General features: G+C 45.3%; 21 protein-coding genes and 1 pseudogene. 11 read left to right on the top strand and 11 right to left on the bottom strand.

Features of this window, described 5'->3' with window-relative positions; genetic code table 11:
- The first annotated feature begins 31 nt into the window (after nucleotides 1-31).
- Both OQJ86_RS02595 and OQJ86_RS02590 read left to right on the top strand, forming a co-directional pair.
- Entirely contained in the window at nucleotides 32-2131 is a 2100-nt protein-coding gene (locus OQJ86_RS02595; protein ID WP_265985972.1) for a YjbH domain-containing protein, read from the top strand.
- Nucleotides 2132-2345: 214 nt separating this feature from the next.
- Complete coding sequence (locus tag OQJ86_RS02590) at nucleotides 2346-3512, top strand: nucleotide sugar dehydrogenase (RefSeq protein ID WP_265985970.1); 1167 nt, start codon at nucleotides 2346-2348, stop codon at nucleotides 3510-3512.
- A 217-nt stretch (nucleotides 3513-3729) separates the two neighbouring features.
- Here the strand turns inward: OQJ86_RS02590 and tpiA are convergent, their stop codons facing one another.
- Nucleotides 3730-4500, bottom strand: coding sequence for a triose-phosphate isomerase (gene tpiA, locus OQJ86_RS02585; protein WP_038864880.1), 771 nt, complete (start codon nucleotides 4498-4500; stop codon nucleotides 3730-3732).
- Nucleotides 4501-5015: 515 nt separating this feature from the next.
- Here tpiA and OQJ86_RS02580 point away from each other — a divergent pair.
- The 3 genes from OQJ86_RS02580 (at nucleotide 5016) to OQJ86_RS02570 (ending at nucleotide 6476) form a co-directional block, all read left to right on the top strand.
- On the top strand, nucleotides 5016-5363 hold the full coding sequence (locus tag OQJ86_RS02580; protein WP_039974649.1) for a 5-carboxymethyl-2-hydroxymuconate Delta-isomerase: 348 nt from the start codon (nucleotides 5016-5018) through the stop codon (nucleotides 5361-5363).
- Between the two features lie 64 nt (nucleotides 5364-5427).
- The gene (locus OQJ86_RS02575; protein WP_045456242.1) at nucleotides 5428-5850 is read left to right on the top strand and encodes a DUF805 domain-containing protein; all 423 of its coding nucleotides are present in this window, start codon (nucleotides 5428-5430) and stop codon (nucleotides 5848-5850) included.
- Between the two features lie 338 nt (nucleotides 5851-6188).
- On the top strand, nucleotides 6189-6476 hold the full coding sequence (locus tag OQJ86_RS02570) for a GIY-YIG nuclease family protein (RefSeq protein ID WP_265986287.1): 288 nt from the start codon (nucleotides 6189-6191) through the stop codon (nucleotides 6474-6476).
- Here the strand turns inward: OQJ86_RS02570 and OQJ86_RS02565 are convergent.
- The 3 genes from OQJ86_RS02565 to glpX all read right to left on the bottom strand — a co-directional run bounded on the left by OQJ86_RS02565 (nucleotide 6473) and on the right by glpX (nucleotide 8724).
- A complete protein-coding gene (locus OQJ86_RS02565) occupies nucleotides 6473-6835 on the bottom strand; it encodes a DUF3135 domain-containing protein (RefSeq protein ID WP_265985964.1) in 363 nt (120 codons plus the stop codon). The genes OQJ86_RS02570 and OQJ86_RS02565 overlap by 4 nt on opposite strands.
- A gap of 120 nt (nucleotides 6836-6955) precedes the next feature.
- Nucleotides 6956-7570: a helix-turn-helix transcriptional regulator gene (locus OQJ86_RS02560; RefSeq protein ID WP_063344071.1), complete on the bottom strand. Its 615-nt coding sequence runs from the start codon at nucleotides 7568-7570 to the stop codon at nucleotides 6956-6958.
- A 146-nt stretch (nucleotides 7571-7716) separates the two neighbouring features.
- Entirely contained in the window at nucleotides 7717-8724 is a 1008-nt protein-coding gene (glpX, locus tag OQJ86_RS02555; RefSeq protein WP_012126871.1) for a class II fructose-bisphosphatase, read from the bottom strand.
- A gap of 345 nt (nucleotides 8725-9069) precedes the next feature.
- On the opposite strand from glpX, the gene zapB reads away from it, so the two are divergent.
- Nucleotides 9070-9312 carry a cell division protein ZapB gene (gene zapB, locus OQJ86_RS02550; protein WP_038864886.1) on the top strand — a complete coding sequence of 81 codons (243 nt, stop codon included), beginning with the start codon at nucleotides 9070-9072 and terminating at the stop codon, nucleotides 9310-9312.
- Nucleotides 9313-9393: 81 nt separating this feature from the next.
- Here zapB and rraA read toward each other — a convergent pair whose 3' ends face one another.
- The 7 genes and pseudogenes from rraA to priA form a co-directional block, all read right to left on the bottom strand.
- Nucleotides 9394-9918, bottom strand: coding sequence for a ribonuclease E activity regulator RraA (gene rraA, locus OQJ86_RS02545; protein WP_265985958.1), 525 nt, complete (start codon nucleotides 9916-9918; stop codon nucleotides 9394-9396).
- Between the two features lie 75 nt (nucleotides 9919-9993).
- Nucleotides 9994-10911 carry a 1,4-dihydroxy-2-naphthoate polyprenyltransferase gene (locus OQJ86_RS02540; RefSeq protein WP_039974655.1) on the bottom strand — a complete coding sequence of 306 codons (918 nt, stop codon included), beginning with the start codon at nucleotides 10909-10911 and terminating at the stop codon, nucleotides 9994-9996.
- Between the two features lie 310 nt (nucleotides 10912-11221).
- Nucleotides 11222-12553: an HslU--HslV peptidase ATPase subunit gene (gene hslU, locus OQJ86_RS02535; protein ID WP_038876823.1), complete on the bottom strand. Its 1332-nt coding sequence runs from the start codon at nucleotides 12551-12553 to the stop codon at nucleotides 11222-11224.
- A gap of 29 nt (nucleotides 12554-12582) precedes the next feature.
- Nucleotides 12583-13134: an ATP-dependent protease subunit HslV gene (hslV, locus tag OQJ86_RS02530; protein WP_038864894.1), complete on the bottom strand. Its 552-nt coding sequence runs from the start codon at nucleotides 13132-13134 to the stop codon at nucleotides 12583-12585.
- Between the two features lie 115 nt (nucleotides 13135-13249).
- On the bottom strand, nucleotides 13250-13801 hold the full coding sequence (locus OQJ86_RS02525; RefSeq protein ID WP_265985953.1) for an SPOR domain-containing protein: 552 nt from the start codon (nucleotides 13799-13801) through the stop codon (nucleotides 13250-13252).
- Between the two features lie 151 nt (nucleotides 13802-13952).
- Nucleotides 13953-14963, bottom strand: a pseudogene (cytR, locus tag OQJ86_RS02520) (DNA-binding transcriptional regulator CytR); the annotation flags it as partial.
- 203 nt (nucleotides 14964-15166) lie between these two features.
- The gene (priA, locus tag OQJ86_RS02515; RefSeq protein WP_265985950.1) at nucleotides 15167-17368 is read right to left on the bottom strand and encodes a primosomal protein N'; all 2202 of its coding nucleotides are present in this window, start codon (nucleotides 17366-17368) and stop codon (nucleotides 15167-15169) included.
- Between the two features lie 296 nt (nucleotides 17369-17664).
- On the opposite strand from priA, the gene rpmE reads away from it, so the two are divergent.
- From rpmE to rplW, 5 genes are all read left to right on the top strand, one after another.
- Nucleotides 17665-17883, top strand: a complete 219-nt coding sequence (gene rpmE, locus OQJ86_RS02510) for a 50S ribosomal protein L31 (protein ID WP_010445294.1) — start codon at nucleotides 17665-17667, stop codon at nucleotides 17881-17883.
- 457 nt (nucleotides 17884-18340) lie between these two features.
- Entirely contained in the window at nucleotides 18341-18652 is a 312-nt protein-coding gene (gene rpsJ, locus OQJ86_RS02505; RefSeq protein WP_004410492.1) for a 30S ribosomal protein S10, read from the top strand.
- Nucleotides 18653-18666: 14 nt separating this feature from the next.
- The gene (gene rplC, locus OQJ86_RS02500; protein WP_005435072.1) at nucleotides 18667-19296 is read left to right on the top strand and encodes a 50S ribosomal protein L3; all 630 of its coding nucleotides are present in this window, start codon (nucleotides 18667-18669) and stop codon (nucleotides 19294-19296) included.
- Between the two features lie 17 nt (nucleotides 19297-19313).
- Nucleotides 19314-19916, top strand: coding sequence for a 50S ribosomal protein L4 (rplD, locus tag OQJ86_RS02495; protein ID WP_006878388.1), 603 nt, complete (start codon nucleotides 19314-19316; stop codon nucleotides 19914-19916).
- The gene (gene rplW / locus OQJ86_RS02490; RefSeq protein WP_004398471.1) at nucleotides 19913-20215 is read left to right on the top strand and encodes a 50S ribosomal protein L23; all 303 of its coding nucleotides are present in this window, start codon (nucleotides 19913-19915) and stop codon (nucleotides 20213-20215) included. Before rplD ends, rplW begins: the two co-directional genes overlap by 4 nt.
- Nucleotides 20216-20228 lie beyond the last annotated feature (13 nt).

The following is a 20228-nucleotide window of genomic DNA, read 5'->3' as shown; positions in this document are numbered from 1 at the left end:
TGTATTCATGACTTTAACAGTGGCAAAACTGATGGCACAGAAAATTATTAAAAAACGGATTGCAGCACTATCGCTACCGCTCTTTATGAGTGCGCCTATTGCAGCAGAAGGCTTAAAAACGCTCCCCTCCAATCAGAGTTTTACGGGACTGACGTTAACGCCTAATGCTCAGTCTTTGGAGTATGGGGACTTCTCTTTCACGTACGCTCAGGGGCTGCCTTTTCGAACCCAGATTCAAGATCTTGATTCACTCAAGTTTTCATTTGGGATTGTTGAGGGGTTGGAAGCGCATGGCAGAATTGTAACCGATGACTATAACTCGAATTGTTTCGTAGATTGTGGGGATACTCGTGATTTGTCCATGTCATTCAAATATCAGCTACCAAACTTTTGGGGTGTCGATAGCTTAGACTTTGCTGTAGGTGTTCAAGATCTCGGAGGATCGGCAAACCAATTTAGTACCCAGTATGCCGTCGCTGATTATTCTTTTGATTTTGCTCCAATTCGCGTATCAGCAGGTTATGGTGTCTCTGACATTATGTTAGGTGTGATGGACGGACCATTTGGTGGTATTGAATACCAACCATTTGATTTTGTTCAGCTCACTGGTGAATACGATGCTGTTGAGTTTAACTCATCAGTGAAAGTGTTCACGCCTGAGGAACTGCTACCTTACGACATGACGGCTTCTTTGAGCTACCAAATTTACTCTGGCCATGAAACGGATGAGCAGAATATGTGGAATGCCGCATTGTCTATCCCGCTTATCACCGATTACACCCGTTCTCGTGAATATGCTCGTAGCAATGTGTCATTGATGGAAAAGCTCTCTCTAGAGCAAAGCAAAGCTAATAATGCGTCAATCTCTGCCTTGGTAAGCGCACTGCGCAACGAAGGTTTTGTCAATATTCAAGTTGGCACCTTAAACCAGTCGGTTATCGTAGCTCTAGAGAACCGCCGCTATAACCACAACCAGATGGATGGTTTAGGTGTCGCGATGGGGATCATTTCAAGTCACTTCGGATCGAACTCAGCACAAGAAATGGGCTTAAGCTCTGATCGTGTAGAGTTAATGCTATTGGCGAACCAAAAACCAGTCGTGAGTGTGCAAACGGATGCGACTTGTTACCAGAGTTTTGTGAATGGTTCTGCGGCATGTGATGACATTCAATTCAGTACCAAAAATCTATCCGACAAGCTTGAGTTGGTGGAGTGGAAAACAGAGCGCGTAAACAGCGGAACGTTAGATTCACAATTGGTGTTATCGCCAATGGTACGTCATGGTGTTGCGACCGAGTTTGGTGTTTATGATTACTCGTTTGCGATGTCGAGCAACCTATATACCTTCTTGTGGTCTGGTGCTGCTGTTGATATTCGCCATATCCTCCCATTAGCGGAAAGCGATGATTTTGAAGATGGCGGTTACTTTGAAGATAGCGCCTATGAAAATGAAATTGACCGCGCGATGGTTCATCAATTCTTCCGCTTGCCATATGTCGATGTAGCTAACCAAGTGTCGTTAGGTCTGGTGAAAACCGATTATGTTGGTGCTCGCAGTGAATCTGCTTGGTTCTCTCCATCTGGTGCTCATGCTCTTGGGCTAGAAATGAGTTATTTCCAGCACATGGATGAGAAAGACAAAAATGGATATGCAAACCCGGATCGCCAAACGTTCCTAACTCGTTATACCTTTAGTATGCCTGAATGGGATTGGCAGTTTAATGCGACCGCGGGTGAGTTTTGGAAAGGAGATGTCGGCGCGAAGTTCACGACTTCACACTGGTTTGAGGACATTGAAGTTTCTGCGAGCTACCAAGTGACGAAGTTTAATGATACCGATGAAGAGCAGTTCGTTACTGTTGCGGTGAAACTACCTCTGACACCTTGGCGTGATATGTCTCCTGGCTTACTTCAGGTTCGTGGTAATGAAGCGTACGACTTTAATGTCTCGACGCGAGTTGGTAACGATGCAAACTATCTCAGCACAGGGCAAGGCGATGAACTGGTGATGGATAACAGTATGCTACGTCGTTACTTTAACCGCGGCCGTTATGGTAGTGATTACTTTGAAGAGAACAAAATCCGTATGCGTAATGCTTACTTACGTTACTTAACGACTCAAATTGATTAGTTGCCCTTCTCTTAACTATCACCCAGAAAGTTAATCTGGTAGTAAATGAGAGATTGAGTTCAGCGAGCGATGTATTCTGAAATAGTAAAAAGCGGCCGAAAAGCCGCTTTTTTGTTTTCTGTCATTCTATAAGATTAGATTGCAGAGTATTAAGCTATCTTGAATCTGAAACTATTGATATCCTACTATTAGAAATAAAACTCAGGGCATTAGAATGAAAATAGCGGTTGCCGGTACAGGTTATGTAGGGCTTTCTAACGCAATGTTATTAGCTCAAAACCACCAAGTTGTTGCACTAGATATTGTTGCTGAAAAGGTTGAATTGCTGAATAACAAGCAATCACCGATTGTGGATCGTGAAATCGAAGACTTTCTAGCGAATAAGACGCTGGATTTTGTTGCGACAACAGATAAGGCGTTGGCATACAAAAATGCAGAGTTTGTCGTTATTGCAACGCCGACAGATTATGATCCAGTAACGAACTACTTCAACACGTCTTCCGTTGAGGCAGTTATTAGAGATGTGATGAGCATTAACCAAAATGCGGTGATGATCATCAAATCGACGGTACCTGTCGGTTATACCGCTCGCATCAAAGAGGAAATGAACTGTGAAAACATCATCTTCTCTCCAGAGTTTCTTCGTGAAGGTAAAGCGCTGTATGACAACCTTTATCCTTCTCGCATCATCGTTGGTGAGCAAAGTGAGCGTGCGAAGGTGTTTGCTGATTTGCTAGTCGAGGGCGCTGAGAAGGAGAACATCGAAGTTCTTTTCACGGACTCGACGGAAGCTGAAGCAGTAAAACTGTTCTCTAATACTTATCTTGCTATGCGCGTTGCTTACTTTAACGAGCTTGATTCTTACGCGGAAGCACATGGCCTTAACTCTCGCCAGATCATTGAGGGTGTAGGTTTAGACCCTCGTATTGGTAATCACTATAACAACCCTTCGTTTGGTTACGGTGGTTACTGTTTGCCAAAAGATACTAAGCAGCTACGAGCGAACTACCAAGATGTACCGAACGACATCATTGGTGCAATTGTAGAAGCAAACCGTACGCGTAAAGACTTTGTCGCGGAATCAGTCTTGAAGCGTGAACCTAAAGTTGTTGGTATCTATCGCCTTATAATGAAAGCGGGGTCTGATAACTTCCGCGCTTCTTCTATCCAAGGCATCATGAAACGCATCAAAGCGAAAGGTGTTGAAGTTGTGGTTTACGAACCGGTGCTGCAAGAGGATGAGTTCTTCAACTCCCGTGTTCTTCGTGACTTAGAAGAGTTCAAAAAAGTCTCTGATGTCATTGTGTCGAACCGCATGGTTGAAGACTTAGAAGACGTGGTTGATAAGGTTTACACTCGCGACCTGTTTGGTAGCGATTAAGCAATAGAGATTCGTAAATGGGCTCCTTTTTAGGGGCCTTTTTTGATCGGGTGCTTGACGAATGGTGTTGATTTGCTGGTTAGAGTTAGGTGCTTGTCGTGAGTAGATCCCAGATGTTGCTTAGGCCTTCGGAATGACAGAACTCATTAGAGCGTAAGCAAACAAAAAGGGATGCGTGATGCATCCCTTTGTTATTTCTGCATAATAAAAAGCGAAATTAAGCTTTAGCTGCTGCCGCTGCTTTAGCGATAGCTACGAAGCTCTTAGCGTCTAGAGAAGCGCCGCCAACTAGAGCACCGTCGATGTCTGGTTGTGAGAAGTAAGCTTCAGCGTTTTCTGGCTTAACAGAACCGCCGTATTGGATGATTACTTGTGCTGCAACTGCTTCGTCTTTTGCTGCGATTAGTGCGCGGATAGAAGCGTGGATGCGTTGTGCATCTTCAGCTGTTGCTGCTTTACCAGTACCGATAGCCCAGATTGGTTCGTAAGCGATGATTGCGCCGTTTAGAGCTTCAACACCGTAAGTGTCGATAACTGCGTTGATTTGACGTGCACATACTGCTTCAGTTTCGCCAGCTTCGTTTTGAGCTTCAGATTCACCGATACAGAAAACAGGCGTTAGACCGTTTTCTTTTAGGAAGTTGAATTTCTTCGCGATGAACTCGTCAGATTCGTTGTGGTATTCACGACGCTCTGAGTGACCGATGATGATGTGAGAAGCACCGAAGTCTTTCAGCATTTCTGGAGACATGTCGCCAGTGAAAGCACCGCTGTTGTTTAGGTCAGTGTTTTGTGCGCCTAGGATAACTTTGTTATCACCTTCTGCGATTACACACTCAGCTAGACCGATGTAAAGAGCTGGTGGAGCTACTGCTACGTCAACACCTTCAACGCCTTCAAGTTCAGCGTTAATACCAGCTAGCAGCTCAGTTACCATTGCTTTGCTACCGTTTAGTTTCCAGTTACCCATCACTACAGGACGACGCATAGGAATATCTCCCTTATCTTTAATGTAAATAGTCTATTAATGTAAAAAATCTACGTAGGAATATAACAGAATAATGTGAACAGATCATGATTGGCGTCATGTCTTATTCGGCTTTCTTCATCTGGTCGGTGCTGCATTTGTTCTATACCCAAGTAACCTCGAGATGCTAGGTTCAGCGAGAATGGCTTGGTTTGCAGGCGAGGCAACAATTTGAAGATCTAGTAGCTCTAAATTAAAAATTGTTAACAAAGTATGCAGACCAAGGCAGCTCGCCCTTCGGGAGCGTGTCATTGAACCGATGCTGCGTTGTTTTCCTAGCTTGCTTTTTCGGTAAACAGGGAATCAATGACAACGCTCTGGACCCTGTATTTTGAGGTCACTTGGGCCTATCCATTTTATCAAAAGCAATCGATTGGTGATCGCGTAGACAGAATGATAGTCCATTCCTCGGAAATTGCCGCTTAGATTGGTATTACTACGGGTTAAAAGTTAGCCGTAATAAGAAAGGAATCAAAATGCCAAACTTAGTTTTAGAATATTCCAACTCAGTTGATGAACGTGTGAATGTTCAAGGATTGTTGGAAGACTTACACAAAGTGGCCTTAGACTGTGGTTTGTTTGAGCTTGCGTCTGTCAAATCTCGTGCACTTCGTTGCCACAATTGGCTGGTCGGGGAAGAGGGCGATAGTGTGGACTTCATCCATATCAACTTTGATTTGCTCGCAGGAAGGAGCTCAGAACAGAAGCGGGAACTATCAAGAGCACTGATGGTGGTGTTACAAGAACAAGCAAGCCATGTTCGCAGTTTGACTGTGAATGTTCGAGATATGGATATTGATTGCTTCCAGAAGGTGGTAAATTAGACACACTAGGATTTACGTAGTGCGGCCAAGGAGTTGTCGCACTTTCAATATGTTGAGTGTTTCGATGTCGATTAAAGAACTACTGTTTTCTTTCCAAGGTCGTATAGGCCGTAAAACTTACTGGGTGTGGAATATCATTTACTACATCATGATCTTGGGCTTCGGTGCAGGCATCAGTAAGTTATTCCCTGCTTTCTCATATATTCTTCTGCCTATCTTCTTGTTGATTCTTCTGATCCCTGATTTGGCGATCACTACTAAGCGCTGGCATGACCGTAACAAGTCGATTTACTGGCTAGCGTTGAATATCCCGTTGATCATCGGCCGAGTCGCAACGCCAATGACGAACCCAGCAGCGCAAGACCCATCAACACCGCAAATGATGATTGCTTCGATTTCTCTGATTTGTGGCCTGTGGATTCTGGTGGAGTGTGGTTTCTTGAAAGGTACGGCAGGTCAAAACAACTACGGTCCTGAGCCGAAGTAAGCTCCTGGGTATCGAACTTGTTGGACGTAGATTCTTAGTCTCGCTAAGGCTCGCTAGAATGACGGACTTCTTTTATTTAATAGTGACTTAAAGTAACTGTGAGAGTGCGTTCTTTCTAAGGTATCGTACTGGCTGAAAGTAGATTCTTAGTCTCGCTGGAGCTCGCTAGAATGACGAATTTCTTTTATTTAATAGTCGCTTAAAGTAACCGTCATTCTGAACAGCGAGGGACGAGCATGATTCAGAATCTACTCACCGAGTGCTCCGAGTTTGAAGTAAGCTTATTGCTGGTGGATCACAATAAGAAACTAACAATAAGTCATTAAGGAGAGTGAACCATCGACAAAACACCTTGCGTTTACATCCTAACTTCAAAAAATAACTCTGTTCTCTACATTGGTGTTACCAGTCAACTGCCCCAAAGAATATGGCAACATAAAAACGGAGTCGTTGAGGGTTTTACCAAGAAGTATAACGTTCATAAGCTCGTTTACTTTGAACTGTTCGAAGACATGGTTGCAGCCATAAACCGAGAAAAGCAGCTGAAGCAATGGAAGCGTGAATGGAAGCTAGATTTAGTGAGAGAATCTAACCCTGACTTTCTCGATTTATCCAATGAGTTTTAGTAAAAATCATCTCTACCTTTCAACGCCTTCAACTCAACTACATCGGCTTTTTGAGTTGGTGCTGACTTTCCTTGTAATGCCTCTCTGAATTTTACGACCTGTTTCTGCAGTTCATTCATCAATACGACATTAGTGTGATTGGGGTTTTTACAGTTATGGATGACTCTGTCTATGTGGCTTTGTTGCGCCCATAACCTTGGCTGCATCTGCTCTGAAGCACCTTCGATCATCTCTTTTGCCATATCATGACGGAACTGCTCAAAGGCATCGGGATCGCGTTCTGCCATTTTTACCATTTCATCGAATGAGGGTAAAACTTGCGGTTTGTGGGTGTTTGGCATGGCTATCTCCAAATCCATTGGATGTTGCTCCTAGTTACTAAAAGCTTAATCCATGTAGAAACGGAGATAGAAGGAATTACAACGTCGTCTCATTAATAAGAGCGTATGTTCATAATAAAGTGGAAGAGAGTCGAGATATTAGGCTTGAATGCGGTACACGCAGCGGCGTTGACCACTGATGATGTGCTCAGCTCGCTCTATTTTGGTGTCACTGCCGAGAAGTGACTGGAAGACGTTAAGCTCAGATTGGCACAAGCTTGGGCAGCGAGTCGCGGCTTTGCAAATAGGGCAGTGGTTTTCGATAAGGATAAAACCATGTTCATCTTGTTCTAGTTCTGCCATGTAGCCTTCTTGTTCACGCAGAGTAACCAATGTCTTTAGTTTGCTCTCTAGAGAGTCACACTGCTCAAGATGCTGTTGATAGTTTTGTAGAGTGAGCTTTTCACGCTCTGACGTGACTTTCTCCAATCCGTCTTTACCGAAGATGTGCTCTACGGCTTCGATAAATTGAATGGTCAGTTCACCATGGCGATCGGCAAATTGCTCATGACCTTTTTGGGTCAGAGACCAATGGCGGGCAGGGCGACCCACTTTGACTTTTACATCATGAATCGACAGGATGCCGTCATCTTCCAAACCTTGCAGATGCTGACGCGCACCCATGGTTGTCATACCCAGTTCAGAAGAGAGTTGTTTCGCTGTGACAGAGCCATCACGCTTAACGATTTGCAAAATCCTATCTACGGTCTTCATATACCCACCATTTATACGTCAGTACATATTATGCGCGATAGGGTTAGTAAAGAAAAGTGTTGACTTAATTTGTGTGTGGATTTGTTGAATCACAAACAAAAAGGGTTGGCACTTAGCCAACCCTTGCGAATCAATCTACGTCGAGATTAAAGAATAATATCGCGTACTTCAGGGTCTTTACGCTCTAGGTAGTGCGTAGACTTGATGCGACGAATAGTACGACAACGGCCACGAATCAGTAGGGTTTCTGTTGTTGCGATATTGCCTTGGCGAGAGATGCCTTCTAGCAGGTCACCTTTGGTAATACCCGTTGCTGAGAAGACTACGTTGTCGCTGCGCGCCATGTCTTCCATCTTCAATACTACGTTTGCTTTTACACCCATCTCTTCACAGCGTTGTAGTTCAGCTGAGCCATAGATGCGGTTTTCTTCCGTATCGCCTTTTACTTCATGACGAGGAAGAAGACGACCATGCATGTCACCGTCTAGTGCACGAATCACCGCTGCCGATACCACGCCCTCTGGTGCACCACCGATGCAGTACATCATGTCGACTTCACTGTCTGGCATACAAGTTAGTATTGAAGCGGCTACGTCGCCGTCTGGCACTGCGAATACGCGAACGCCCATGGCTTGCATCTCTGCGATCACTTCATCGTGACGAGGCTTCGCAAGCGTAATAACGACTAGTGTATCAAGAGGTTTATTAAGTGCTTTTGCTACGTTTTCTAGGTTTTCTTTAAGTGGCTTACCTAGGTCGATAACACCTTTAGCGCCAGGACCGACAACCAGTTTTTCCATGTACATGTCTGGTGCTTTAAGGAAGCTGCCTTTCTCACCCGCGGCCAATACTGCCAGTGCGTTAGATTGACCCATTGCGGTCATGCGAGTACCTTCGATTGGGTCTACAGCGATATCGACTTCGTCGCCACCAATACCCACTTGTTCACCGATGTACAGCATTGGTGCATCATCGATCTCACCTTCACCAATAACGATTTCACCACTGATGTCTGTTTTGTTCAGCAGGGTGCGCATCACTTCAACAGCAGCACCATCCGCTGCGTTTTTGTCGCCACGGCCAAGCCATTTGTAACCAGCCAAAGCGGCACCTTCAGTAACACGGGAAAATGCCATTGCTAAATCGCGTTTCATGATGTCTCCAAGTAACAAGGGGGAAGAATAATTTGCGCGGCGATTTTATCACATCGTCAGTTAAACGTTTGCCTTTTTGCTGAGCTTTTACTTTAACTAAGTTGAATTTGATCAATACTTGGGTGAGTTTATGGGGTAGTGATGGGAAAATACATTGCTCAAAAATGCTTCTAGGATAAGAAAAGTCAGCGTTTAGTGAGATTGCGCCGATTTTTTAACCGAATGATGCAAAATATCGAATATAGTAAGTGTTTCTCATCGCTACGCTGAGTAGAATGAACCTCATAGGTAAGGTGCAAGCGAACGCTCGCCATCGTCCCACGGAATAACAATAGGTAGGCCAAGATGTCTTTTGAAGTACTAGAAAAACTAGAAGCGAAAATTCAAACTGCAGTTGACACAATCACTCTTCTTCAGATGGAAGTCGAAGAGCTGAAAGAAGACAAAGTGAAATTAGAAGCTGAAGCTAACGAAATGCGTTCTCAACGTGAAGAGCTTGAGCAAAAATCTCAGCAAGCTCAACAAGAGCACGCTCAGTGGCAAGAGCGCATTCGTGCACTACTTGGCAAGATGGACGAAGTGGAATAATCCACTTAAGTATCCAGAATCAAAAACACCCGCTTCGGCGGGTGTTTGCGTATTTGGCTAGTAGTCGTAAATGGCGTTAGGTTAGTTTAACCTTTCCTCATCTTCATCCTCATCCAACTCGAGGTCGATATTGAGCGGTTCTGGAGAAAGAATGATGCCGGTGCTATCTGCATAGATGTAATCTTCCGGTAGGAAGCTAACACCACCAAAGTTTACTGGAACATCGATTTCACCAACGCCTTGGTTAGCAGCGCCAACAGGAATAGAAGCGAGCGCTTGAATGCCAAGGTTCATGTCTTCTAGTTCATCCACTTCACGGACACAACCGTAAACGACAATGCCTTCCCATTCATTTTCTTCTGCAAGGGTTGCGATTTCTGCATCGATTAAGGCTCTGCGTAGAGACCCACCGCCGTCGATCAACAATACTCGCCCGATTCCGTCTTGTTCTAGCGTTTCGCGGATCAGTGCGTTGTCTTCAAAGCACTTAACCGTCGTCACTTGCCCGGCAAACGACGCGCGGCCGCCAAAGTTACTGAACATCGGTTCAACTACATCTACCTGATCAAGATAGATATCACAGAGTGCTGAGGTATTGTATTCCATAGCGTACCTTTCTAAACAGAAACTGTTGTCTTTGAGTATATCTAGGCATTAAGTCAATGCAATGACAATCCCTTTTTAACTCATCAGAGTTTGAGCTACCACAACTGTTGCAAATAAAACGTTAGTAACGAGCGAGCACTTCACAACAACGGGCATCATTGGGGCAATTTGTGCGGGTTTTTCGGTATCCCAAACCGCTTTGCCATGATTCGCTACCACGTAGATGCTTAGCAGGAAGGGTAAACTGATCCAAACCGGCTTGTCTTGAATAAGTAAATAAGCCGCAAAGGCGAGTAGGGCGCCACCGAGTAAGATGAAGTGGTATTGCTTTGCTTTACGTTGACCAAGTCGAACTGCCATCGTGCGTTTACCACATTCGCTGTCGTTCTCAATGTCACGCATGTTGTTGATGTTCAGCACTGCTACGGCTAACAAACCGCAGCCTAATGCTGGTAAGAACAATGTCGCATCCACATGACCGGTATGCAGGAAGTAGGTACCGGATACGCCAAGTAAACCAAAGAAGATGAAGACAGACAGGTCGCCTAGGCCGACGTAGCCGTACGGCTTACTACCCATTGTGTAAGCAATCGCCGCGATAATGGCAAGAATGCCTAGGCCGATAAAAGTAATGATGCTTTCAAAAGAACTCAGTGCGTAAAACACCAAAGTAAGGCCTGCAATCGCGGTCAGAACGATATTAAAGATGATCGCCATTTTCATCTGAGCGGCAGTGACGGCGCCAGACTGCATCGCGCGCCGAGGGCCCAAGCGGTTGTCATTATCTGTACCTTGGACTGCATCGCCATAATCATTGGCAAGGTTAGATAGTATTTGCAGTAACGTAGCTGTGACGAAAGCCATGATGGCAATGGTCAGAGAAAAATGTCCCGCTGAATAGGCGAGTACGCTACCGGTTAAAATTGATACCAGTGCAAGCGGTAATGTTTTAGGACGCGCGGCTTCAAGCCAGATCTTTAGAGATTGTTTCATGGATATTTCGTGCTAGTAACCAATGTGCCCAGTATAAGCACAAAGCGACAGATACGCTATTGACCTAAAGCAAGTCAATTAAGAGTCAAAGGGTTACAAGTAAGGAACACAGTTTTCATATTTGAGGGAATAAAGCGGGGCTATTTTAAAAACAGAATGGTGTAGTGCGCGCTGCTATTAGATCCTTAGTCTCGCTTGAGCTCGCTAGGATGACGAACTTTCTTGCTCTAGAGTTTGCTAAAGTAAGCGTCATTCGGAACGAAAAAGCCCAGAAGCATAGTTCTGGGCTTTGGTCTCTATACTGGGCTTATTACAGAATGAAGCGGCTTAGATCTTCATCTTCAATCGTGTCGCCTAGGCGGTTTTTCACGTAAGCCGCATCAATGACGAACTTCTCACCCGCTTTTTCAGTCGCGTCGTAAGAAATCTCATCCATCAAACGCTCCATCACGGTATGCAGACGACGAGCACCAATGTTCTCAGTAGTTTCGTTCACGGTCCATGCCGCTTCTGCGATTTGAGTGATGCCGTCTTCAGTGAATTCTACATCCACGCTTTCTGTTTTCATTAGCGCAACGTATTGTTCAGTCAGAGATGCTTTTGGCTCAGTAAGGATACGTTTGAAATCGTTACTGGTTAGTGCTTCTAGCTCTACACGAATAGGCAGGCGACCTTGCAGTTCTGGAATCAAGTCAGAAGGCTTCGCTACTTGGAATGCACCAGATGCCACAAATAGGATGTGGTCTGTTTTCACCATGCCGTGCTTAGTTGATACGGTGCTACCTTCGATTAACGGTAGTAGGTCACGCTGAACACCTTCACGAGATACGTCAGGGCCAGAGCTTTCGCCGCGCTTACAAATCTTGTCGATTTCGTCGATGAACACGATACCGTTGTTCTCGACGTTGAAAATCGCAGACTCTTTCAGCTCTTCTTGGTTTACCAGCTTCGCTGCTTCTTCTTCTGCCAACGCTTTCATTGCGTCTTTGATTTTCAGTTTGCGTTTCTTCTTCGTGTCGCCAGCAAGGTTTTGGAACATACCTTGTAGCTGGTTGGTCATTTCTTCCATACCAGGAGGCGCCATGATCTCCACACCCATTTGCGGTGCTGCTACGTCGATGTCGATTTCTTTGTCATCTAACTGGCCTTCACGCAGTTTTTTACGGAAGACTTGGCGGGTGTTCGATGTGTCTTCTTTTTGCTCAGATTGACCCCAAGCATCACGAGCTGGTGGTAGTAGGGCATCTAGAACACGCTCTTCTGCTTGCTCTTCAGCGCGGAATTTTACTTTTTCCATCGCTTGCTGGTGTGTCATCTTCACTGCAACATCGGTAAGGTCGCGGATGATGGTTTCGACTTCTTTACCAACATAACCCACTTCGGTGAATTTGGTTGCTTCGACTTTGATGAATGGTGCATTAGCCAGTTTGGCAAGACGGCGAGCAATCTCCGTTTTACCTACACCAGTAGGACCAATCATTAGGATATTTTTGGGTGTCACTTCTACACGCAAGCTTTCTTCAAGCTGCATGCGACGCCAGCGGTTACGTAGGGCAATCGCAACCGAACGTTTTGCTTTCTCTTGACCAATGATGTGGCGGTTCAGTTCATGAACGATTTCGCGAGGAGTCATTTCAGACATATTCTTTCCTTACTTCGTTACGATTACGCTTAAGCCGTTGGCTTAGGAAGCTCTACTGTAGATTCTAGTTCTTCTACAGTGTGATTATGGTTGGTGAATACACAGATGTCGCCAGCGATGTTCAGTGCTTTCTCTGCAATTTCGCGTGCGTCTAGGTCTGTGTTTTCTAATAGTGCGGTTGCTGCTGCTTGTGCGTATGCGCCACCGGAGCCAATGGCAATCAGGTCGTTCTCTGGCTGAACTACGTCACCGTTACCTGTGATGATAAGTGAAGCCGTTTCATCCGCTACGGCTAACAGCGCTTCTAGTTTGCGAAGTGCACGGTCGCTACGCCAGTCTTTTGCAAGTTCCACTGCTGCCTTAGTTAGGTGGCCTTGGTGCATTTGCAGTTTGCTTTCGAAGCGTTCGAATAGGGTGAAGGCATCCGCGGTACCGCCAGCAAAACCGGCAAGTACTTGGTTGTTATATAGGCGGCGAACTTTACGCGCATTGCCTTTCATTACGGTATTGCCTAGCGACACTTGGCCATCACCCGCGATGACGACTTTATTGTTTCGACGTACAGATACAATGGTAGTCACAGTCGACCTCTTAATTATTTCTCTTTGGATTTAATTAAGTATATGGGGTAAGTGAGTGGGGGATTCAAGGGGGCGAAAAGAAAGGCCCTAGGATCTTAGCTCCTAGGGCCAGTGTTTAAAGATTCTCTTTCCAAATCGCACAAGGCTCGATCTTCGCACGTTGCAATTTGTGGCGATCTTTCTCTGCTTCACGTTTGAACTTGTATGGGCCAAGTACAACACGGTACCAAGAGCTGCCGTCTTTTTTGATTACTCGGCTTGTCATGCCTTGGAAGGCGATCGCTAACTTACGCTCTTCTGCTTGGCTTTGGTTCTTGTAAGCGCCGCATTGCATAACGTAAGGGACTTTGGATACCTGAATTTCTTTGGCGACGACTTCGACTTCACGTTTTGGAAGCGTATCGACGTATTCCCACTTCTCTTCCGGTGGAGGTGGAATGTCTTTCTTCGGCTTTGGCTTGCTGGTGGTATTTGTTGTTGGTGTTTCAACAACCACTGTTTTTTCCGGCTCAGGATCTGAACTTAATAAATACAGCCCATAGCCAAAACCGCCCACGAGCAAAATTGCCAGTAGACCACTACGCCAAGGTTTTTTTCTTGAAGGTTGTTTTTTTGCAGACTTTTTCGGAGCGCCGCGTCCGCGTCTTACATAATCTCTACTTGCCACGGTTACTTCAGGTCATCAAGGATTCTGGCAAATATGTTAATCCAGATTGAAAAGATAAAACACCCTATTCGTGTAATCTTGTTAGTTACGTGCAGGAAAGTTGAGAATAAAAAGCGACGTTAAATGCGTCGCTTGGGGAGTCTTGCGTTGCTTATCGTAATGGTGGAGGCGCAGCACTACCTCGCACGACAAGCTTAGTATCGAGCAGTCGAGAGCCAGCATGTACATCATGGCCTTTCAGTAGTTCTAGCATCATCAGCATCGCTTGGCGACCAATCTCGTAACGAGGTTGAGAAATGGTGGTCAGTGGTGGATCGCAGTATTGCGCGAACTGAATGTCATCAAAGCCGACAATAGACAAATCTTGAGGGATACGCAGACCAAGACGCTTTGCTTCTTGAATGGCTCCAATCGCCATGGTGTCACAGTGACAGAAGAGTGCCGTTGGGGGCTCTGGTAATTCAAGCAGTTTGCGAACAGCTTGTACGCCACCTTCAAAGGAGAAGTCTGCAATCACACTGTATTGTGGTTCTTTATTGATGCCTGCGCGACGCAACGCTTGTTGATAACCTTGCTGACGGAATTGGCAAAGTACTGCAGTGTCCGGGCCAGAGATTTGCGCGATGCGTTTATGACCAAGTTGCGTTAGGTAGTTCACCGCTTCAAACGCTGAAGTCAGGTTATCGATATGAACAGTTGGTAACTCCAACTCAGGGGCAAACTCACAGGCCATCACCATAGGTGGTAGGTTCTTTTGCTCAGGCTTGCTGACGTCAAAGGGTAAGTCTGTACCCAACAGCAACATACCGTCGGCTTGTTTGGTGAAGACCAAGTTTACAAATGAGCTCTCACGTTTCTTTTGTTGACCGCTATCGCCAAGCAGAACCAGATAGCCATGTTCCATCGCTGCATCTTCGATACCGCGAATGATCTCTGAGAAGTACGGATCACAAATATCCGGAACGATAGTGACAATGGTTTTTGATTCATTTCTTCGTAAGTTACGAGCTAATGAATTTGGTGAATAACCAGCTTCTAGTACGGCATCTTCCACTCTCTTTCTTGTTGAAGAAGAGACTTTTTCTGGATTCATTAATGCTCGTGATACTGTCGCAGTAGATACCCCTGCAAGCTGGGCAACATCCTTCATTGTCGCCATAGTTTTTACCCTCTTAAAATATTCGCCAAGGTGACGTTTGTCATTGTTCTAATTGAAGCCTATGTGACTGATCCACTTTAGACTTTACTAATTTGAATAGTCTATTCATTTCTAAAGGTAAAGTTACGGTCTGTTTAACAAAAATTGCAATCCTATTGTGATTTTACTCACATTAAAAGGCAATTCATTACATGGTTAAACGTTTGCTAGCTGAGATCTTGTGGCTCTATGTCTAAATTCCAGCGAACTTTCTTGGCATTTGGCAACAACTCAATAGCAGGTTTGGCACTGGTTAATAACTTTTGCATCAATGAGCGATGCTGAGTTTGCAAAAGTAACTGCCAGCGATACTTACCTGCACGTTTAGCAAGTGGTGAAGGCGTTGGCCCCAGCACCATGCAGGAATCATCGAATAGCGGATGTGATTCAAGAGTAAAACGCACCTGACGAAGGAAATCCTCGACAATTTCACTTTGGTTCGCTTCGGCTTTAAACAGCGTTAAAAAGCTATATGGTGGCAGTTGAGCTAATTTGCGTTCTTCCAATGCCGTCATAGCAAAGTGTCGGTAGTCTTTATGTAAAAGGGCTTGCAACAAGCTGTGCTCGGGGTGGTGAGTTTGAAGTATCACTTCACCAGGCTTGCTAGCTCGGCCAGCTCGGCCTGCAACCTGAATAAATAGCTGAGCCAGTCTTTCAGAAGCACGGAAATCACTACTATAAAGAGAGCCATCGACATCTAATAGTGCAACAAGGGTGACGTTAGGGAAGTGGTGACCTTTCGCCAACATCTGCGTTCCAATCAGAATTTGGTATTCGCCTTTGCGAATTGACTCAAGCGCATCTTCTAAACTGCCTTTGCGGCGCGTGCTGTCTCTATCTATACGAATAGCTTTGTATTCAGGGAAAAGATCGGCCAGTTGCAACTCAAGTTGTTCGGTTCCCACGCCAACCGTCACAAGCTGGGTCGAACCGCAGCCCTGACATTGATGAATTACAGGTTGTTGTGAGCCGCAATGATGGCAGCGAATCTCGTTACTGTATTGATGGAAGGTATAGTACGCATCGCAACGTTTACATTCCGCAATCCAACCACACTCATGACACATGAGTGCAGGCGAGAAGCCACGACGGTTCAAGAACAACATCACTTGGTTGCCTGCTTTTAGGTGCTTGCGCATTTCAGCAATTAGAGGAGCCGATAAGCCGCTGTCCAAATACAGCCCTTTGACATCGAGGACTTTATTCGTGGTCGGAACCGCTGAACCAGCACGTTGTGTCAGGGTCAGATGATGATATTTCCCCGTAAGTGCGTTGTGCAGCGTTTCCAAAGCAGGGGTTGCAGAACCAAGCACAATAGGCACTTGCTCTTTATGGGCGCGCATCACGGCGACATCACGAGCGTGGTAACGCAGACTGTCTTGTTGCTTGTAAGATGCATCGTGCTCTTCATCGACGATAATAATACCGAGATCGGCAAAAGGTGTGAGCAGGGCCGAGCGGGTTCCAATAATGATGCCGGCGGCTTTGTCTCTTGCAGAAAGCCACGCATTGAGCCGCTCGGTATCATTCAATCCAGAATGAATCACATCAACAGGAACGTTAAAACGGTGTTTAAAGCGGTTAATGGTTTGTGGTGTTAGACCAATCTCAGGTACGAGAACGAGTGCCTGCTTGCCTTTCTCGAGTACAGGTTTTATCAGGTTCAGGTAAACTTCAGTCTTACCAGATCCCGTTACCCCTTCTAATAAATAGCAAGCAAACCCGGTTTGGCTATTCACACTGGCAATCGCAAGCGCCTGCTCATGATTAACCTTGGGCTTTTCAACATCGCGCTCAACGTGATTACCCCATTTGGTGATAGTCGGCTTTTTCTCTATGCGCTCAACCCAGCCCTTTTCTTCCAAGGTCTTTAGCACTGTTGAGGGAATTTCTTGGTCGATGAACTCTTGATGCGGAACTGCGCCATCAACTAACATCTGCAATGCGCGCTGCTGTTTAACCGCTCTTCCCAAGCCTTGCATTAATTTATTTTTACCTGATTCGGTGAGCTGCCATTCTTGCAGCGTTGCGAAGTCCGCTGGCTTCCCTTTACGTAGCGCCGCAGGCATTGCATTGTGTAAGGTATCGCCGAGAGGGTATTGATAAAAGTAACTGCACCACGTGAGCAAGGAATATAAATTCTCTGGCCATAGCGGTTGAGCATCTAATACGGCTTTGATTGGCTTAAGTTGCTCTTTAGGAAAGTCAGAATGGTTCACCATCGCTGTGACTACACCAACAAGGGTCTGGCGGCCAAAAGGAACAGATACTCTTCCCCCAATGAGCGGAAAGAGATGCCCAGGAATGACGTAATCGAACTGTTTGTCGAGTGGTACCGGCAGTGCCACTCTAGCGATGGATGGGCGCATAGAATCTTAACTATATAAAAGAGGGAAGAAGAGGGTATAGTCTATTAAAACCCTCGGCGAAATTCGAGTAAACCTCAAATAAGGCGGCAGAAAGCCTTCAGTACATACGTACTGGTGAAAAAAGTGGCGAAAAAGTTGCCAAATGTGTTGATCCCAGCAAAGTGATTCATTACTATACTGCGCCTTGAGATATGGCTTCGGCAATTGGCCGATGCGGTACTCATTTCTATTATTAATTACGTGTGGTGTGCGGCTTAGACTCGTATAGCGACACGGCCTACTATTGAGGTTATCCCATGAAAGCTGGTATCCACCCAGAATACAAAGCAGTAACTGCTACTTGTTCTTGCGGCAACTCTTTTGAGTTCAAATCTACTCTAGCGAAGGAATCTATCCACCTAGACGTATGTGACAAGTGTCACCCATTCTACACTGGTAAGCAACGTATCGTTGATACAGGCGGCCGTGTTGATCGCTTCAACAAGCGTTTCGGTGCACTATCAAGCAAGAAGTAATAGCCAGCGCTATTATCATTCCTGTTTAAAAAAGGACGCTACGGCGTCCTTTTTGTTTATGGCGAAAGCAAAAACTGAAGGATAAATCGAGTGGTTAAAATTTGTTCGATTATTTTTCACTCAGGTCTTGCATCCTAAAGTGTGATCTGTATAATGCGTCGCACTGGTTAAGCCAGTTGTGAACCAATGAGCAATGAGGAGCGAGTAAATCTTCAGATTTACGAGGTAATGTAGACTCAGCTTATGTTCGCGGTTAATACAATTAGCTATCTTTTCTTCGGAAAAACTATCCCCAGACGTGACTCTGGTATGTAGGGGTAGTTAATCGAAAATTAACTGACAATGTGTCCTAATCTTGGACGCTACGGTTTCACATAAATCAATCGGCATTCTCTCGTCTTAACGAGTTTGAGTGGCGATATTGTTTGTGTAATTTTTAATATTGGAGCTCTGTCTCATGCAGAACCAACGTATCCGTATCCGCCTAAAAGCATTCGATTACAAACTAATCGACGCTTCTACAGCGGAAATCGTTGAAACAGCTAAGCGCACTGGCGCACAGGTTCGTGGTCCAATCCCACTGCCAACTCGTAAAGAGCGTTTCACAGTTCTTATCTCTCCACACGTTAACAAGAAAGCACGTGACCAGTACGAAATTCGTACTCACAAGCGTCTAATCGACATCGTTGAGCCAACAGACAAAACTGTTGATGCTCTAATGCGTCTAGACCTTGCTGCGGGCGTTGACGTTCAAATTAGCCTAGGTTAAGGGAGATTAGAAGAATGATTGGTCTAATCGGTCGTAAAGTGGGCATGACCCGCGTATTTACTGAAGACGGCGTTTCTATCCCAGTAACAGTTGTTGAAGTTGAAGCAAACCGTGTTTCTCAAGTTAAAACTCTTGAGACAGACGGCTACGCAGCAATTCAGGTAACTGCTGGTTCTAAGAAAGCTAACCGTGTAAACAAAGCTGAAGCAGGTCACTTTGCTAAAGCTGGCGTTGAAGCTGGTCGCGGTCTTTGGGAATTCCGTTTGGAAAACGGTGAAGAGTTCGCAGTTGGCGCTGAGCTAACAGTTGAACTATTCAACGAAACTAAGAAAGTAGACGTTACTGGTACATCTAAAGGTAAGGGCTTCCAAGGCGCTGTTAAGCGTTGGAACTTCCGTACTCAAGATATGACTCACGGTAACTCATTGTCTCACCGTGCACCGGGTTCAATTGGCCAATGTCAAACTCCAGGTCGCGTATTTAAAGGCAAGAAAATGGCAGGTCACATGGGTGCTGAGCGTGTAACGACTCAAAACCTAGAGATCGTACGTGTTGACGCTGAGCGCAATCTGCTTCTTATTAAAGGTGCAGTACCAGGCTCAACAGGTGGCAACGTGATCGTTAAACCAGCTGTTAAAGCATAACGTCTCAGGAGTAAGTAATGGAACTAATGGTTAAAGGTGCTGATGCACTAACTGTTTCCGAAACTACTTTCGGACGTGAGTTTAACGAAGCTCTTGTACACCAAGTAGTTGTTGCGTTTGCAGCAGGTGCTCGTCAAGGTACTCGTGCTCAAAAAACACGTTCAGAAGTTTCTGGCGGTGGCGCTAAGCCATGGCGTCAAAAAGGTACTGGCCGTGCGCGTGCTGGTACAATCCGTAGCCCAATCTGGCGTACAGGTGGTGTTACTTTTGCTGCGAAACCACAAGATCACAGCCAAAAAGTAAACAAAAAAATGTACCGCGGTGCTATGAAGAGCATTCTTTCTGAGCTAGTTCGTCAAGAGCGTCTAATCGTTGTTGATAACTTCTCAGTTGAAGCGCCAAAGACTAAAGAGCTAGTTGCTAAGCTTAAAGAGCTTGAGCTAACTGACGCTCTAATCGTGACTAGCGAAGTAGATGAGAATCTATTCCTAGCGGCTCGTAACCTATACAAAGTTGACGCACGTGATGTTGCTGGTATCGATCCAGTTTCACTAATCGCGTTCGACAAAGTTGTAATGACTGCTGACGCAGTTAAACAAGTTGAGGAGATGCTAGCATGATCACTGAAGAGCGTATCCTAAAAGTTCTACGTGCTCCGCACATCTCTGAAAAAGCAACTATGGCAGCTGAGAAAGCGAACACTATCGTTTTCAAAGTAGCTAAAGATGCAACTAAAAAAGAGATCAAAGCAGCTGTAGAAAAGCTTTTTGAAGTTGAAGTTAAGTCTGTAAATACTCTTATCACTAAGGGTAAGACCAAACGTCAAGGTCTACGCCAAGGTCGCCGCAGCGACGTTAAGAAAGCGTACGTTACTTTGAAAGAAGGTCAAGATCTTGACTTTGTTGGCGGCGCGGAATAACAGGAGTAGTTAA

It is taken from the genome of Vibrio sp. Sgm 5 (assembly GCF_026241575.1).
GTDB lineage: Bacteria > Pseudomonadota > Gammaproteobacteria > Enterobacterales > Vibrionaceae > Vibrio > Vibrio jasicida.
The sequence above is the reverse complement of the archived record's forward strand: the minus strand, read 5'-3'. Positions and strand labels throughout refer to the sequence as shown.